This is a genomic window from Rhizobacter sp. J219 (assembly GCF_024700055.1).
In the GTDB taxonomy this organism is placed as follows: Bacteria; Pseudomonadota; Gammaproteobacteria; order Burkholderiales; family Burkholderiaceae_C; genus Rhizobacter.
In genome coordinates this window covers 3,917,297-3,932,596 of record NZ_JAJOND010000001.1, presented here as the reverse complement: position 1 = coordinate 3,932,596, position 15,300 = coordinate 3,917,297, and the positions used below count along the sequence as shown (strand labels likewise).

Below are 15,300 nucleotides of genomic sequence, written 5' to 3'. Positions count from 1 at the left end.
AGATGGATGATGTGGACCACCGCCTCAGCGCCTGAAGGGCCACCACGAACGGGGCGCATTGCTCTGGCCCTTCACGCGCACCAACACCACGGCAATATTATCCTTTCCCCCTGCGTCGTTCGCCGCATCGATGAGCGCCTGCCCCATCTCGGGAAGCGCATCGTGCGACTGCAACACCTGGGCGATGCCGTCGTCGTCCAGCATGTCCGACAAACCGTCGGAACACAACAAGTAGACGTCGCCCGGCATGATGTCGTGCAGGTGCGTTTCGAGGAGCACCGTGTCTTCCACACCGACGGCGCGGGTGACCAGGTTCTTGTTGGTGGAGAACGCGGCCTGCTCGGGCGTGATGAGCCCGGAGTCGATCTGCTCCTGCAGCAGCGAGTGGTCGTGGGTGATCTGCACCAGCCGGCCGCCGCGGAACCGGTAGCCGCGCGAATCGCCCACGTGCCCCATCAACAGGCGGCCTTCGCGGAAGGCTCCGACGACGAGCGTGGTGCCCATGCCGGCGTACTGCGGGTTGGAATTGGCAGCGTTGAAGATCGCCCGGTTCGCGTTGTCGACGCAGATGTCCATCGCGCGGCGGACGTCGGTGTCGGTGGCGTTGCTGGAGGCTTCCTGCAGCCAGCGGCCGAGTTCGGCCTTGATGAAGGATGTGGCCATGCCGCTGGCCACTTCGCCGGCGTTGTAGCCGCCCATGCCATCGGCCAGCACCACCAGCCCGGCGGTTTCGTGGACGGCGATGGAGTCTTCGTTGTTGTTGCGGGCGCGTCCGGTGTCCGTGGCACTGAAGAACTCAAGCGTCATGGCGGATTGGCGGGCGCGGGCAGGTTCATCACGGAGGTGGATCAGCGGCTGGGATTGTGCCCTGTCTCGACCCGCTCCATTTTCACGGTAGCGGCGAATCCGCTGGAATCGGGGGGGACTGCGCTGCCGTCTGGCGGCGCCGGTTGCGGGTCTCCGGCCTTCATGCGGGCGAGCACCGCGCGCAGGTCGGCAGCGAGCTGCTGCCCGCTCGCATAGCGTGCTTCGGGACGCTTCTCGAGCGTCAGCGCCACGACCCGCGCCAGCGCTTCGGGCAGGTCAGGACGGATGCTGCGCACATCGGCCGCCGGCTCGTTGGCGATCTGCTGCATCAGTGTGGCCATCGATTCCGAACGGTGCGGCAAGCGGCCGGTGAGCAGCTGGAACAGCATCACGCCCAGCGAATAGAGATCACTGCGGCCATCGACACGCCGCCCGGCGAGCTGCTCGGGCGACATGAAGGAAGGCGTGCCCAACACCAGCCCGGTGCGGGTGCGCGCCGAGTCGGCCACACGGGCGATGCCGAAGTCCGTGACCTTGACCGTATCGGTGGCCGGATCCACGACCACGTTGGCGGGCTTGATGTCACGGTGCACCACACCCTGGCTGTGGGCGTAGTGCAGCGCATCGGCCACGCGGGCCACGATCTGGAGCACGCTCGCCACCGGCAGCAGCTTGGGCGGCTGGGCATAGGCCTGGAGGTTGTCGCCCTTCAGGTACTCCATCGCGATGTAGGCCAGCTCTCGCTCTTCACCGGCATCGAAGATGGTCACGATGTCGGGGTGTTGCAGGCGCCCGGCGGTTTCGGCCTCGCGGAAGAAGCGCTCGCGCGCCTCGACCAGCTCGTCGCCGGCGAATTCGCGGCTCAAGGCCATGGTCTTGATGGCGACCTGGCGGCCGATCTTCGGGTCGCGCCCGAGGTAGACCGCCCCCATGGCACCGCGGCCGAGTTCACGCTCGAGCTGGTAGCGCCCGAGGGTGCTGCGCTCGACCCCGGGGCGGGTCGGGCGCGCGCCGGTGGCAGGCAGGGAAGTGGTCGGCGCCTCGGCGCGGCGCGGCTCTTGGGGGCGCCGCCCGAGCAGCCAACCGACATGGCCGAACACCAGCGCGAGTGTCACCGGCAGCGCCCAGCCCATCGGCACCTTGAGCTGCCACCACAGCAACCCGCTGACGGCCCAGACGCTGGTGGCCAGCGTCACCGAGACCGCCACACCGGCCTCGCGGCGCACACGGGGCAGGACCCAGGCGATCTCCGCAAACACCACCAAGAGGGCCAGGGCGATCAGGCCGGTGCCCGCGATCGACGTCCGCAAGAGGTGATCCGCCATGCCCAAGACCCGTGCCTCGCTTCGCAATGTTGGAGCCGGGACGGTATCACAGGCCGCTGCTGGCGCGGCGGCCCGGCGTGGCGGGCCTCAGGGGGTCAGGATTCGGTGGCCGGGGCGCTGCGGCCGCGCTTCCAGCGCACCGCCTGACCCAGCAGCCACACGAGCACCGCTCCGCCCACCCCCGCCGCGTAGCGCAGCCATGCCGCCGGCTCATCGGGCTTCGCACCGGCCGGCAGATAGGGCGTCACCGCCGGGTCCGTCACGGCCATGGTGCCGGCGATCCAGCCGAGCAGCATGCCGCCCAGCACGATGACGATCGGGAAGCGGTCCATCAGCTTGATCACGAACTGGCTGCCCCACACGATGATGGGGATGCTCACCAGCAGGCCGAAGATGACCAGCGGCATCTGGTGGTCGCCGCCTGCCGATTCGGCGGCACCGGCGATCGCGATGACGTTGTCCAGGCTCATCACGAAGTCGGCCACGATCACCGTCTTGACGGCCGCCCACAGCTTGTCGCTCGCGGCGATGTTGGCGTGGCCCTCTTCGTCTTCGGGCACCAGCAGCTTGATGCCGATCCACAGCAGCAGCACAGCGCCGACCAGCTTGAGGTAGGGAATCGCCAGCAGCGTGAGCGCGAAGAAGATCAGCACCACGCGCAGCACGATGGCGCCCGCGGTACCCCAGATGATGCCCTTGGTACGCTGCGCCGGCGGCAGCGAGCGGCAGGCGAGGGCGATCACGACGGCGTTGTCGCCCCCGAGCAGGATGTCGATCATGATGATCTGCCCGACGGCGATCCAGAATTCGGGGGTCATGAACTGTTCCATCTGCGGGTCCTCGTGGCGTGCGGCCGGAAAGTGTAGGAAGCGGAAGAGCCTTTCGGCGTTCGTGGAATTACGTGGCCCTGGAACGAAAAAGCCGCGCAGAGCGCGCGGCCTTGTGTCGCCGGGCGACCTTGCCGGTCAGAGCAGGCCCTTGAGCAGCTTGCCCATCTCCGACGGGTTGCGCGTCACGGTGAAGCCGCACTCTTCCATGATGGCGAGCTTGGCATCGGCCGTGTCGGCACCGCCCGAGATCAGCGCGCCGGCGTGGCCCATGCGCTTGCCCGGAGGCGCGGTCACTCCCGCGATGAAGCCGACGATCGGCTTCTTCATGTTGGCCTTGCACCAGCGGGCGGCGTCAGCTTCATCGGGCCCGCCAATCTCGCCGATCATGATGACGGCGTCGGTGTCGGGGTCGTCGTTGAAGAGCTTCATCACGTCGATGTGCTTCAGGCCGTTGATCGGGTCACCGCCGATGCCGACCGCGCTCGACTGGCCGATGCCCAGGTCGGTGAGCTGCGCCACGGCTTCATAGGTCAGCGTGCCGGAGCGGCTCACCACGCCGATGCGGCCCTTCTTGTGGATGTGGCCCGGCATGATGCCGATCTTGATTTCTTCGGGCGTGATGAGGCCGGGACAGTTCGGGCCGAGCAGCAACGTCTTCTTGCCGCCCTTGGCTTCCTTGACCTTCATCTTGTTGCGCACTTCCAGCATGTCGCGGATGGGAATGCCTTCGGTGATGCAGATGGCCAGATCCAGGTCGGCCTCGACGGCTTCCCAGATCGCGGCCGCGGCGCCGGCGGGCGGCACGTAGATCACCGAGACGGTGGCGCCGGTCTGCGCCTTGGCTTCCTTGACGGAGGCGTAGATGGGAATGTCGGAGAACTTCTCGCCGGCCTTCTTCGGGTTCACGCCGGCGACGAACGCGTTCTTGCCATTGGCATAGGCCTGGCAGCCGAGCGTGTGGAATTGGCCCGTCTTGCCCGTGATGCCCTGGGTGATGACCTTGGTGTCTTTGTTGATGAGGATGCTCATGTTCGTGTCCTAGCGTGATTACTTCAGGGCGGCCATCACTTTTTGCGCGGCCTCGGCCATCGAGTCGGCGCTGATGATGGGCAGGCCGGACTCGGCGAGCATCTTCTTGCCCAGCTCTTCGTTCGTGCCCTTCATGCGCACGACCAGCGGCACCTGCAGGTTCACCGCCTTGCACGCGGCGATCACGCCTTCGGCGATGGTGTCGCAGCGCATGATGCCGCCGAAGATGTTGACGAGGATCGCCTTCACCTTGGGGCTCTTCAACATGATCTTGAAGGCTTCGGTCACCTTCTCGGCCGTGGCGCCGCCGCCCACGTCGAGGAAGTTGGCGGGCTCTCCGCCGAAGAGCTTGATGGTGTCCATCGTGGCCATCGCGAGGCCGGCGCCGTTGACCAGGCAGCCGATGTTGCCGTCGAGCTGGATGTAGGCGAGGTCGAACTTGCTGGCTTCGATTTCGGCCGGATCTTCCTCGTCGAGGTCGCGGTAGGCCACGATCTCGGGGTGGCGGAAGAGGGCGTTGCTGTCGAAGTTGAACTTCGCATCCAGCGCCTTGATGTTGCCGTTGCCTTCAAGAATCAGCGGGTTGATCTCGGCCAGCGACGAGTCGGTGTCCATGTAGACCTTGTAGAGCTTCTTGAAGACATCGATGGCTTGCGCCTGCGAGGCCTCGGGCACGCCGATGCCCTTGGCCAGTTCGGCGCCCTGCGCGTCGGTCATGCCCACCAGCGGGTCGATGAAGACCTTGATGATCTTCTCGGGCGTGTTGTGGGCCACCTCTTCGATGTCCATGCCGCCTTCGGAGCTGGCCATCATCGCGACCTTCTGCGTGGCGCGGTCGGTGACCGCGGCAACGTAGTACTCCTTCTTGATGTCGGCGCCTTCTTCGATCAGCAGGCGGCGCACCTTCTGGCCTTCGGGCCCGGTCTGGTGCGTCTTGAGCTGCATGCCGAGGATCTGGCCCGACAGCGTCTTCACATCATCGAGCGAGCGGGCGAGCTTGACGCCGCCGCCCTTGCCGCGCCCACCGGCGTGGATCTGGGCCTTCACCACCCACACCGGACCACCCAACTTCTGGGCGGCTTCGAAGGCCTCCTGCACGCTGAATGCGGGATAGCCGCGGGGAACCGGCACGCCGGCCTGGCGCAGGATTTCCTTGCCTTGGTACTCATGGATTTTCATCGCGGACTCTCTTCACTCGGTTTGCAGGGAACGTTTGACAGCTGGGGGTAGAACTTCGGGCGAGGTCGGCCGGTACCAGCGCGGGTAGTGCAGCTTGACGGTCGGGCCGTCGGTGCGCAGCGCGTGGCAGCGGTCGAGCTGGAAGGGTTGTTTAGCGTCGGCCGCGTCGCCGCGGGTGTTGATCACCTCGCCGGCAAACGCCTGCACCACGGCCGTGGGCAGCACCTGGGTCAACTCCGTCAGGTGGGTGCAACCGGCAATGCCGCCGAGGCGCTCGTAGACGGCATAGCGGAAGCCGCGCATGAGGTTCAGGCCGACCAGCTTCGCGTAGGCGTCGCCATGCGCATCGCACGCGCCGGGGTAGGGCATGCCGCGGGTTTCGGAGCCGGCTTCGAGCACGTTGAACTGCTCGTCGATGACCAGACGCAGCAGCATGTCGTGGATGGGTTCGCCGGCGCGGCGAAATTCGGTGTCGCGGGTCTTGACGTCGGTGATGACGGCGTCGACCTCCCACAGCCCATTGCCACGCGCAAACACTTGCACATCGATGCAACGTGTGTGCTTGAGCTGGCGCTCGGGCGCGGCGGCAGGCAAAGCCATCGGGGCGGGTGGGTCTGGCGGAGGGGCTGGTCCCATGCAATGTGACGGGACCGCGAAAGCTCGGCACTTTAGCATTCCGCACCGCACCAAATTAGCGCGCTCGTGCGGAACCCGCGCGGTGCGTCGGGTCGGTGCCGTCAGGCCGATTCGTCGTCGGCGCCGCCCCGCAGCGCGCGCCGGATCGCGTCGCCGGAAAAACCCCGCGCCGCGAGAAAGCGCATCTGGCGTGCACGCTCGGCGGCGTCTTGCGGCGGGCGGTCGAACTTGCGCGCCCAGACCTCGCGGGCGCGGGCGGCTTCGCTGCCCTTGAGCTGCTGCACCGCCTCGGCACCGAGCGCCACGCCGTGCTGCGCCAGTTCCTGCTGGATGCGCAGGTTGCCGTAACGCCCTGCGCGGGCGTGGATGCGGCTTTCGGCGAAGCGCTCCTCACTCAGGTAGCGGTTGGCCTGCAGCCAGTCGAGTACCGCCTCGACCTGCTCGGCCGCCGTGTCCTCGTCGACCGGCGTTTCGCCCTCACCCGCTGGCTTGCGGGCGTGGACCATCAGCTTGCGCCGCAGTTCGCTGCGGCTGTGCTCGCGCTGGGCCAGGATCTGCAAGCCCCGCCCCTTGAGCGACAGGCGGGGCCTCATTCGAGCGCGCGACGCGGCGTCATGCGGGCGGCTTATTCCTCGACCGCCGCTTCCTTGGCGGCACGGCCTCGCTTGGGCGCCGGCGCCGCCGCCTCGCCCCCTGCGGCCGTCGGCAGCAGCGGAATGCCCATCGCCTCACGCACCTTGTTCTCGATCTCCACCGCCAGCACCGGGTTCTCGCGCAGGAACTCGCGCGCGTTGTCCTTGCCCTGGCCGATCTTCTCGCCGTTGTAGGCAAACCAGGAGCCACTCTTCTCGAGGATCTTGGCCTCGACGCCCATGTCGATCACCTCACCTTCGCGGCTGATGCCCTGGCCGTAGAGGATGTCGAACTCGGCCGTCTTGAACGGGGGCGAGACCTTGTTCTTCACCACCTTCACCTTGGTCTCGTTGCCGATGACCTCTTCGCCCTTCTTGATGCTGCCGATGCGGCGGATGTCCAGCCGCACCGAGGCGTAGAACTTGAGCGCGTTGCCGCCGGTCGTCGTCTCGGGCGAGCCGAACATCACGCCGATCTTCATGCGGATCTGGTTGATGAAGATGACCATGGTGTTGGTCTTCTTGATGGTGGCGGTGAGCTTGCGCAGCGCCTGGCTCATCAGGCGCGCCTGCAGGCCGGGCAGCGAATCGCCCATCTCGCCTTCGATTTCGGCCTTGGGCGTGAGCGCAGCCACCGAGTCGACCACCACGAGATCCACCGAGCCCGAGCGCACCAGGGCGTCAACGATTTCCAGCGCCTGCTCGCCGGTGTCGGGCTGGCTGATCAGGAGCTCCTGCAGGTTGACACCGAGCTTCTGGGCATACGACGTGTCGAGCGCATGCTCGGCGTCGATGAAGGCGCAGGTGCCGCCTTGCTTCTGCATCTCGGCGATCACCTGCAGCGTGAGCGTGGTCTTGCCCGACGACTCCGGACCGTAGATCTCGACCACGCGCCCGCGCGGCAGGCCGCCGACGCCCAGCGCAATGTCCAGGCCCAGCGAGCCGGTCGAGACGACCTCGATGTCCTCGATCTTCTCGCCTTCGCCGAGCTTCATGATGGAGCCCTTGCCGAACTGCTTTTCGATCTGGGCGAGTGCGGCTTGCAAGGCCTTGGCCTTTTCGGTGTTCAGGGCCTTGACGGGTGCGTCCATGAATTTCTCCTTGTAGATCAACAGGTTGCCAGCTGCTGAAAACAACAGCCTGGATGAATGAACAGCATTCTGCAAGCGGAGTAGACCGAAGTAAACCTGCTTTTTGGTCAGTTTGCCTTACGATCTGGCGATGACGGTTCCCGACCCCCAGGACGCCTGGCGCCAGACCCACCTCGGCCGCCTGCTCGGCCACGCGCTGCGCCGTTTCGACGAGCGGGTGCTGGCCTTGATGGCGCGCAACGTCGAGGTGCCGCTCGCCTTGTCCAACCTCGCGGCGCGGGCGCAGGTGACCGCCGCCCACATCCACATCACCCGCCACCTGGCGCTCGAAGGCTCGCGCCTCACCGAGCTCGCCGCGCGCGCCGGCATGAGCAAGCAGGCGATGGGCGACCTGGTCGACCAGTGCGAGGCCTGGGGCCTAGTCAAGCGCGAAGCCGACGACCGCGACAAACGCGCCCGGCGGGTGGTTTTCACCGACACCGGCCTCGCCTGGCTCAAGGCCTTCGAGCAGGCGGTGGCGCAGGCCGACCGCGAATTCCGCGCCGAGGTGGGCGCCGAGGTGGCCACCGTCGTCGCCCTCGGCTTGGAAGCCTATGCCGGCGGCTGGCCACCCGCTTGATCGCCCGCATGGTTGGCGTCAGCAATTTCATTCACACTGGCGGCGAGACAACCCCAAGGAGACAGCGATGCGGATACTGATTGCCGAAGACGATCAGGTCCTCGCAGACGGCCTCTTGCGCACGCTGCGCAACACCGGCTATGCGGTCGACGCCGTGGCCAGCGGTTCCGAGGCCGATGCGGCGCTCGGCTCGCACGAGTTCGACCTCTTGATCCTCGACCTCGGCCTGCCAAAGCTGCACGGCCTGGAGGTGCTGCGCAAGCTGCGTGCGCGCGGCTCGGCGGTGCCGGTGCTGATCCTCACCGCGGCCGACAGCGTCGAGCAGCGCGTGAAGGGCCTCGACCTCGGTGCCGACGACTACATGGCCAAGCCCTTCTCGCTGCAGGAGCTCGAAGCGCGCGTGCGGGCCTTGACACGCCGCGGCCTCGGCACCGCGTCGAGCATCATCAAGCATGGCCCGCTCACCTTCGACGCCACCGGCCGCGTGGCCTACATCAACGACCAAATGATCGAACTCTCGGCGCGCGAGCTGAGCCTGCTGGAAGCGCTGCTGCAGCGCGCCGGCCGGCTGGTCAGCAAAGACCACCTCGTCGAGCGCCTGTGCGAATGGGGCGAAGAGGTGAGCAACAACGCGATCGAGGTCTACATCCACCGGCTGCGCAAGAAGATCGAGCAAGGCCCGATCCGCATTGCAACTGTGCGCGGCCTGGGCTATTGCCTGGAAAAGATCTCGAGCTGATGACAGCCCCCCAGTCGCTGCGCTGCTGCCTTGCAGGCCGCGCTGGCCCAGAGGTCCAGCTCTTCGCCAGGCGCCAACAGTCCTCAGGACTGTTGACGTCCGGGCTCAGCCCCCAACGGGCGCCGTCCGGCTTGGGGCGGCCCGGCGCCGGACGCCCGTGATCCGTCGCGAACAGCGCTCTCTTTTCGGCGAGATCCTCGACTGGATGCTCGCCCCGCTGCTGCTGCTGTGGCCGATGAGCGTCGTGCTGACCTGGCTGGTCGCACAGGGCATCGCCAACAAGCCCTTCGACCGCCAGCTCGGCGAGCTGACGCGCCTGCTCTCGCAGCAGATCGTGCTGCAGCTGCAGGCCGATGGCACCCCGCGCGCGAACTTCTCGCTTACCCGCGGCACCGCCGATCTGCTGCAGACCGACGAAACCGACACGCTGTACTACCAGGTGCTGGGCCTGCGCGGCGAGTTCCTGAGCGGCGATCGCCATCTGCCGGTGCCGCCCGACGAGGACCGCGGCCCCCAGGGCCAGCTGCGCTTCCGCGACGACACCATCGGCGGCGAGCCGGTGCGTGTGGCCTACCAGTGGGTGACGCTGCCCGGCGCGCCCGGGGGCCCGCCGGCGCTCGTGCAGGCGGCCGAGACGCTCGGCAAACGCTCGCGCCTGGCCACCGAGATCATCAAGGGCGTGATGCTGCCGCAGTTCGTGATCCTCCCGCTGGCGGTGCTGCTGGTGTGGCTGGCACTCGTGCGCGGCATCGCGCCGCTCAACGAGCTGCAGCAGCGCATCCGCCACCGCGAAAGCCACGACCTGAGCCCGATCGACGAACGCGAGGTGCCCGAAGAGGTGTCGCCGCTCGTGCGCGCGATCAACGACCTGCTGATGCGCCTCGACCGCAGCATCAGCACGCAGAAGCATTTCCTTGCCGACGCCGCGCACCAGCTCAAGACCCCGCTCGCCGGCCTGCGCACCCAGGCCGAACTCGCCCAGCGCGAAATCGACGCCGGGCAGACCGACCCGCAGTCGCTGAAGAAGTCGCTGCAGCAGATCGCCCGCAGCAGCCAGCGCGCCGCGCGCATGGTCAACCAGCTGCTCGCGATGGCCCGCGCCGAAGACGCCTCGCAGGCGCAGACGCACCAGCCGGTCAACCTGGCGCGCGTGGCCACCGAGGTGGTGCGCGACTTCGTGCCACGGGCGCTCGAAAAACGCATCGACCTCGGCTACGAGGGCCCCGCCACCGGCGAGCGCCACCCGCCCGGGCTGATGGTGCAGGGCCAGCCGGTGCTGCTGCGTGAGCTGGTGCGCAACCTCGTCGACAACGCACTGCAGTACACGCCCGAAGGCGGCACCGTGACCGTGCGTGTGGTAGACGACCCTTTCGGTCAGGTCGTGGTGCTGCAGGTCGAAGACTCGGGGCCCGGCATCGCCCCGGCCGAGCGCGACAAGGTGTTCCAGCCCTTCTACCGCGCCCTCGGCACCAACGTCGACGGCTCGGGCCTCGGCCTGGCCATCGTCAAAGAGATCGCCCAGCAGCACCACGCCGAGATCGCTCTTGAAGACGCCAACCTGCGCCTGCGCAGCGGCATCCTGACCGACCACGGCGACGCCGCCTTCGGGCCGGGCGCACGCTTCACGGTGCGCTTTGCCGCCGCCCCGGCCTCGGACGACAACCCCACCCCGCCGTCTGCCGACGCACACGACTAGACTGCGCCGCAACCCCCATGCCGTCTTCCGCACCCGCTTCCATCCGCCACCTCGACCTCGCCCTGCAGGGCGGCGGCTCGCACGGCGCCTTCACCTGGGGCGTGCTCGACCGGCTGCTGGAAGACGAAGACATCCGCTTCAGCGGCATCTCGGGCACGAGCGCCGGCGCACTCAATGCGGCGGTGATGGCCACCGGCTTCCACAAAGGCGAGCGCCCGGGCGCTCGCAAGGCGCTGGCTGAGTTCTGGCTCGACGTCAGCCGCTCCGGCTCGATCTTCTCGCCCTTCTCGGCCGGCCAGGCCCACGGCCTGCACGACAGCCTGCAGCTCGACCGCCTGCCGGGCTACCAGTGGGTCAGCGCCTTCTTCCGTTCGTTCAGTCCCTACGAGTTCAACCCGCTCAACCTGAACCCGCTGCGCGACGTGGTGCGCCGCCATGTCGACGAAGACGCGCTGCACAGCTGCAGGTTCGCGCTCTTCGTCACCGCCACCAACGTCACCACCGGCCAGGCGCGGGTGTTCACGCGCCCGGACCTGACCCTCGATGCCCTGCTGGCCTCGGCCTGTCTGCCCTTCCTCTTCCAGGCGGTCGAGATCGACGGCGAGCCCTACTGGGACGGCGGCTACACCGGCAACCCGGCGATCTACCCGCTGATCTACAACACCGAGTCGCTCGACATCCTGATGGTGCGCATCAACCCACTGGTGCGCCCCGGCACGCCGACGCGCAGCGAAGAGATCCTCGACCGCCTGAGCGAGATCACCTTCAACGCCAGCCTGATGGGCGAGATGCGCGCCATCGCCTTCGTCTCACGGCTGATGCGCGAGGGCAAGCTCGACCCCGGCAAGTACAAGGACCTGCGCCTGCACATGGTGGCCGACGACGAGGCCTTGAGCCCGCTCGGCCCCAACACCAAGTTCAACACCGACCGCGCCTTCCTCGAACGGCTGCGCGACATGGGCCGCAACGCCGCCCACGCGTGGCTGAAGGCGCACAAGGCCGACATCGGCGTGCGCGGCACGCTCGATGTGGAGCGCGAGTTCCTCACGCCGCGCAAGCCCCACGCCCGGGGTTGAGCGCCACCGCGGCTGGACGAAACCACGCCGTAACCGCCGAACGCGGATGATGGCGGGATGTCTTCCGCCTCCGCAGCTATCTCTTCCCCCCGCGCCCGAGCCTCGTGGCGCTGACCTGGCCCTTGCTTGCCGAGCTGGTGCTCGGCATGGCCGTGGGCGTGGCGGGCCTGTGGCTCGCCTCGCGCGTGTCCGACAGCGCGTCGGGTGCGTTCGCGCTGTCGAACCATGTGCAGGTCTCGTTCTTCCTGCTGTTTCGCATCATCAGCATGGGCGTGAGCGTGGTGATCAGCCAGAACCTCGGCGCCGGCGACCGCGCGAGCGCCGACCTCACCGCCCGCGCCTCGCTGGCCGCGAGCACCTGGCTGGGCCTGGGCGCCGCGCTGGCGCTCACGATCTTTGCCACACCGCTGTTGCGGGTGATGAACGCGCCCCACGAGGTGCTGCCGCTGGCCACGCCCTACCTGCGCATCCTCGCGATCGCGCTCGCGCTCGACGCCTTCAACGCCAGCATGGCCGCCGTGATCCGCGCCCACATGCATGCACGCGACACGCTCTACAACATGCTCGCGATGCACGGCCTGCACCTCGCGCTGTCGCTTGTGCTGATGCCGTCGATGGGGCTGGCCGGGTACGCCGTGGCCGCGGCGGTGAGCCGGGCCTTCGGCATGGGCTTCCACCTGCTGCTGTGGCGCTGGCGCCTGCAGCTCGTGCCACACGCGGCCGACTGGTGGCGGCTGCAATGGGGGCGACTCGCGCCGGTGCTGCACATCGGCCTGCCGGGCGCGGCCGAAAACATCGCCTACCGGCTGGCACTGATGGTGACCATCGCGCTCGCGGCGGGCATGGGCACGGATGCGCTGGCCACGCACAGCTACACGATGCAGCTGATGTATTTCATCCTCGTCTTCGGGCTGGCGATCGGCTTTGCGAGCGAGATCCTCGTCGGCCACCTGGTGGGCGCGCGCCAGCTGCACGCGGCACATGCGCTGGTGCGCAAGAGCGTGCGCTACGGCCTCGTCGTGTCGACTGGCATCGCGTTGCTGGCCGCGCTCGCCGGGCCGTGGCTGATGCGGCACTTCACGCACGACGAAGCCATCGTCGCGCAGGCCAGCACGCTCCTGTGGATCACGGTGCTGCTGGAGCCGGGCCGCACCTTCAACCTCGTCGTCATCAACGCGCTGCGGGCCACCGGCGATGCGCGCTTCCCGGTGCTGGCGGGCATCGCCTCGATGGTGTTCGTGATGGCCGGCGGTGCCTGGCTGCTGGGCAGCGTGATGGGGCTCGGCCTCGTGGGCGTGTGGATCGCCTACGCGGCCGACGAGTGGGTGCGTGGCCTCACGATGTGCGCCCGCTGGTGGCGGCGCGGCTGGGTGCCGGCCGCACGCGCCACGCACCGGCGGCTGACGCGCCAGCGCAGCGCGCTGGCGGCAGGCTGAGTTCAGCCGCGCTCGCGGCGACGCAGGAGCTCGAAGACGATCGCGTCGTCCATGCCCGCCAGCCCGCGCTCGCAGGCCTGCGCGAAGACGGCTGCGGCCTGCGCGCCAATCGGTGTGTCGACACCGGCCTCTCGCGCCATGCCGAGCGCGAGGTGGGTGTCCTTGTTCAAGAGGCTCGTGTGCGCACGCGGCAGGTAGTCGCCCTGCAAGGCGCGGCGCAGGCGGTCGCTGCCGATCCAACTCTGCCCGCTGCTCTGCTCGATCACCGCCAGCGTGCGCGGCAGGTTCAGGCCCAGGCGCGAGGCGAGCGCCAGCGCTTCGGCGGCGCCGGCGAGGTTGATGCCGGCGAGCAGGTTGTTGACGAGCTTGGTGCGCGCGCCGTCGCCCGGGCGCTCGCCGAGGTGGAAGACCTTGGACGAGAGCGTTTCGACCAGTGCACGGTGGCGCTCCAGCACGCGGTGTTCGCAGGCGAGCATCAGGCTCATGCTCCCGTCGCGCGCCCGCTCGGGGCCGCCCGACATCGGCGCGTCGAACCAGTCGATGCCACGTGCGACGAGGGCCTGCACCAGCCGCTCGGTGTCGGCCGGTGCGATGGTCGGGCACAGCATCACCGCCGATCCCGGTGCCAGCACCTGCGCCGCGCCGTGATCGCCGAAGAGCACCGCCTCGGTCTGCGCCGCGTCGACCACCGCGACGATCACCACGTCGCTCGACGCGGCCAGACCCGTGGGCGTCGAGCAGGCCATCGCGCCCAGCGCCACCGCCTGCGCCTCGCGCTGGGCGTCGATGTCGTGCACGGCGACCAGGTACTGCTGCGACAACAGACGCGCCGCCATCGCGCCACCCATGTTGCCGACACCGATGATGCCCACGCGGGGCACGGGCCACGCCACCGGGATCATGTCGGCCCCTCGGGCACCGGGTACGGTGCCCGATCCCCCGAGGGGATCGAGCCCGGCTTGGGGCGGCCCGGCGCTCGGGCTCGCTTCGGCGGGCTCGGTGACCATGCCCTCAGCGTCGGATGAACCGCCGGCTCTTCGCGATCGACATCAGCATGCCCAAGCCCAGCCCGAGCGTGACCATCGCGGTGCCGCCATAGCTGATGAAGGGCAGCGGCACGCCCACCACCGGCAGGATGCCGCTCACCATGCCCATGTTGACGAAGGCGTAGGTGAAGAAGCTCAGGGTGATCGCGCCGGCCAACAGGCGCGAGAACACGCTGGGCGCATCGGCCGCGATCATCAGCCCGCGAAAGATCAGGAAGATGAAGCCGAGCAGCAGCAGTGCGAAGCCCAGCAGGCCGAATTCTTCGGAATAGGCCGCGAAGATGAAGTCGGTGGTGCGCTCGGGGATGAATTCGAGGTGGGTCTGCGTGCCCTTCATGAAGCCCTTGCCCGACAGGCCGCCCGAGCCGATGGCGATCATGCCCTGGATGATGTGGAAGCCTTTGCCCAAGGGGTCGGCGGTCGGGTCGAGCAGGGTGCAGACGCGGTTCTTCTGGTACTCGCGCAGCACGTGCCACTCCACGCCCGGCTGGCAGATGCGGTCTTCCGACAGCACCAGCGCGGTGATGCCGACCACACCCACCACCAGCACCGGCACGATCAGCTTCCACGACAGGCCGGCGAAGAAGATCACGTAGAACCCGGCCGAGAACACGAGGATGGCGGTGCCGAGATCGGGCTGCTTGACGATCAGCCCGACCGGCACCGCGAGGATCAGCAGCGCGATGACGAAGTCGCTCACCCGCAGCGCCCCTTCGCGGCGCTGGAACCACCACGCGAGCATCAGCGGCACGGCGATCTTGAGCATCTCGCTCGGCTGGATCACCACCCCCACGTTGAGCCAGCGTGTCGCCCCTTTCTTGGTGATGCCGAAGAGCGCCACCGCGATCAGCAGCAGCACGCCCGCTGCATAAAGCGGCACCGCCAGGCGCATCAGCTTCTGCGGCGGCACCTGCGCCACCACGAAGAGGATCGCGAAGGCGATCAGCATGTTGCGGCCGTGGTCGACGAAGCGGGTGCCATGGTCGAAGCCGGCCGAGTACATCGTCACCAAGCCCAGCCCCGCGAGCCACAGGATGGCGAAAAGCAGCGGCCCGTCGAAGCCGGTGAAGATCGGCTTGATGCGGTTCCACAGCGAGGGCTTCTCGAAGACGATGCTCATGGCATCCCCTCGTCCGCCGGGTACGTCGGCCGATCCCAG

15 protein-coding genes are annotated in these 15,300 nt (G+C 68.1%); 5 read left to right on the top strand and 10 right to left on the bottom strand.

Translation table 11 applies throughout. From position 1 onward, the window contains the following. Positions 1 to 24: 24 nt before the first annotated feature. The 8 genes from LRS03_RS18600 to recA form a co-directional block, all read right to left on the bottom strand. The gene (locus tag LRS03_RS18600) at positions 25 to 807 is read right to left on the bottom strand and encodes a Stp1/IreP family PP2C-type Ser/Thr phosphatase (RefSeq protein WP_257827359.1); all 783 of its coding nucleotides are present in this window, start codon (positions 805 to 807) and stop codon (positions 25 to 27) included. A 41-nt stretch (positions 808 to 848) separates the two neighbouring features. Beyond that, complete coding sequence (locus LRS03_RS18595; RefSeq protein ID WP_308296445.1) at positions 849 to 2,117, bottom strand: serine/threonine-protein kinase; 1,269 nt, start codon at positions 2,115 to 2,117, stop codon at positions 849 to 851. A 110-nt stretch (positions 2,118 to 2,227) separates the two neighbouring features. Beyond that, positions 2,228 to 2,962, bottom strand: coding sequence for a TerC family protein (locus LRS03_RS18590; RefSeq protein WP_257827358.1), 735 nt, complete (start codon positions 2,960 to 2,962; stop codon positions 2,228 to 2,230). 135 nt (positions 2,963 to 3,097) lie between these two features. Beyond that, positions 3,098 to 3,991 carry a succinate--CoA ligase subunit alpha gene (sucD, locus tag LRS03_RS18585; protein ID WP_257827357.1) on the bottom strand — a complete coding sequence of 298 codons (894 nt, stop codon included), beginning with the start codon at positions 3,989 to 3,991 and terminating at the stop codon, positions 3,098 to 3,100. Between the two features lie 18 nt (positions 3,992 to 4,009). After that, positions 4,010 to 5,170 carry an ADP-forming succinate--CoA ligase subunit beta gene (gene sucC, locus LRS03_RS18580; RefSeq protein ID WP_257827355.1) on the bottom strand — a complete coding sequence of 387 codons (1,161 nt, stop codon included), beginning with the start codon at positions 5,168 to 5,170 and terminating at the stop codon, positions 4,010 to 4,012. Between the two features lie 12 nt (positions 5,171 to 5,182). Beyond that, complete coding sequence (locus LRS03_RS18575; protein ID WP_257827353.1) at positions 5,183 to 5,770, bottom strand: DUF2889 domain-containing protein; 588 nt, start codon at positions 5,768 to 5,770, stop codon at positions 5,183 to 5,185. A 137-nt stretch (positions 5,771 to 5,907) separates the two neighbouring features. Continuing rightward, positions 5,908 to 6,399 (bottom strand): recombination regulator RecX, encoded by a 492-nt coding sequence (gene recX, locus LRS03_RS18570; RefSeq protein ID WP_257827352.1) that lies wholly within the window; start codon positions 6,397 to 6,399, stop codon positions 5,908 to 5,910. 32 nt (positions 6,400 to 6,431) lie between these two features. Then, on the bottom strand, positions 6,432 to 7,529 hold the full coding sequence (gene recA, locus LRS03_RS18565) for a recombinase RecA (protein WP_257827350.1): 1,098 nt from the start codon (positions 7,527 to 7,529) through the stop codon (positions 6,432 to 6,434). Between the two features lie 130 nt (positions 7,530 to 7,659). Here recA and LRS03_RS18560 point away from each other — a divergent pair, with 130 nt between their 5' ends. The 5 genes from LRS03_RS18560 to LRS03_RS18540 all read left to right on the top strand — a co-directional run bounded on the left by LRS03_RS18560 (position 7,660) and on the right by LRS03_RS18540 (position 13,095). Beyond that, entirely contained in the window at positions 7,660 to 8,148 is a 489-nt protein-coding gene (locus LRS03_RS18560; RefSeq protein WP_257827348.1) for a MarR family winged helix-turn-helix transcriptional regulator, read from the top strand. A 67-nt stretch (positions 8,149 to 8,215) separates the two neighbouring features. Continuing rightward, a complete protein-coding gene (locus LRS03_RS18555) occupies positions 8,216 to 8,887 on the top strand; it encodes a response regulator (protein WP_257827345.1) in 672 nt (223 codons plus the stop codon). 205 nt (positions 8,888 to 9,092) lie between these two features. Next, the gene (locus LRS03_RS18550; RefSeq protein WP_257829601.1) at positions 9,093 to 10,583 is read left to right on the top strand and encodes a sensor histidine kinase; all 1,491 of its coding nucleotides are present in this window, start codon (positions 9,093 to 9,095) and stop codon (positions 10,581 to 10,583) included. 17 nt (positions 10,584 to 10,600) lie between these two features. Further along, the gene (locus LRS03_RS18545) at positions 10,601 to 11,659 is read left to right on the top strand and encodes a patatin-like phospholipase family protein (RefSeq protein ID WP_257827343.1); all 1,059 of its coding nucleotides are present in this window, start codon (positions 10,601 to 10,603) and stop codon (positions 11,657 to 11,659) included. 104 nt (positions 11,660 to 11,763) lie between these two features. After that, on the top strand, positions 11,764 to 13,095 hold the full coding sequence (locus LRS03_RS18540) for an MATE family efflux transporter (protein ID WP_257827341.1): 1,332 nt from the start codon (positions 11,764 to 11,766) through the stop codon (positions 13,093 to 13,095). Between the two features lie 2 nt (positions 13,096 to 13,097). Here LRS03_RS18540 and LRS03_RS18535 read toward each other — a convergent pair whose 3' ends face one another. Together LRS03_RS18535 and rodA are read right to left on the bottom strand one after the other, a co-directional pair. Next, positions 13,098 to 14,102, bottom strand: coding sequence for an NAD(P)-dependent oxidoreductase (locus tag LRS03_RS18535; RefSeq protein ID WP_257827340.1), 1,005 nt, complete (start codon positions 14,100 to 14,102; stop codon positions 13,098 to 13,100). A gap of 4 nt (positions 14,103 to 14,106) precedes the next feature. Then, complete coding sequence (gene rodA / locus LRS03_RS18530) at positions 14,107 to 15,261, bottom strand: rod shape-determining protein RodA (protein ID WP_257827338.1); 1,155 nt, start codon at positions 15,259 to 15,261, stop codon at positions 14,107 to 14,109. Positions 15,262 to 15,300: the final 39 nt, after the last annotated feature.

Coding starts and splice junctions, on each gene's coding strand:
- LRS03_RS18600 (WP_257827359.1), bottom strand. CDS start 807: ATGACGCTTGAGTTCTTCAGTGCCACGGACACCGGACGCGCCCGCAAC.
- LRS03_RS18590 (WP_257827358.1), bottom strand. CDS start 2,962: ATGGAACAGTTCATGACCCCCGAATTCTGGATCGCCGTCGGGCAGATC.
- sucD (WP_257827357.1), bottom strand. CDS start 3,991: ATGAGCATCCTCATCAACAAAGACACCAAGGTCATCACCCAGGGCATC.
- sucC (WP_257827355.1), bottom strand. CDS start 5,170: ATGAAAATCCATGAGTACCAAGGCAAGGAAATCCTGCGCCAGGCCGGC.
- LRS03_RS18575 (WP_257827353.1), bottom strand. CDS start 5,770: ATGGCTTTGCCTGCCGCCGCGCCCGAGCGCCAGCTCAAGCACACACGT.
- recX (WP_257827352.1), bottom strand. CDS start 6,399: ATGAGGCCCCGCCTGTCGCTCAAGGGGCGGGGCTTGCAGATCCTGGCC.
- recA (WP_257827350.1), bottom strand. CDS start 7,529: ATGGACGCACCCGTCAAGGCCCTGAACACCGAAAAGGCCAAGGCCTTG.
- LRS03_RS18560 (WP_257827348.1), top strand. CDS start 7,660: ATGACGGTTCCCGACCCCCAGGACGCCTGGCGCCAGACCCACCTCGGC.
- LRS03_RS18555 (WP_257827345.1), top strand. CDS start 8,216: ATGCGGATACTGATTGCCGAAGACGATCAGGTCCTCGCAGACGGCCTC.
- LRS03_RS18550 (WP_257829601.1), top strand. CDS start 9,093: ATGCTCGCCCCGCTGCTGCTGCTGTGGCCGATGAGCGTCGTGCTGACC.
- LRS03_RS18545 (WP_257827343.1), top strand. CDS start 10,601: ATGCCGTCTTCCGCACCCGCTTCCATCCGCCACCTCGACCTCGCCCTG.
- LRS03_RS18535 (WP_257827340.1), bottom strand. CDS start 14,102: ATGGTCACCGAGCCCGCCGAAGCGAGCCCGAGCGCCGGGCCGCCCCAA.
- rodA (WP_257827338.1), bottom strand. CDS start 15,261: ATGAGCATCGTCTTCGAGAAGCCCTCGCTGTGGAACCGCATCAAGCCG.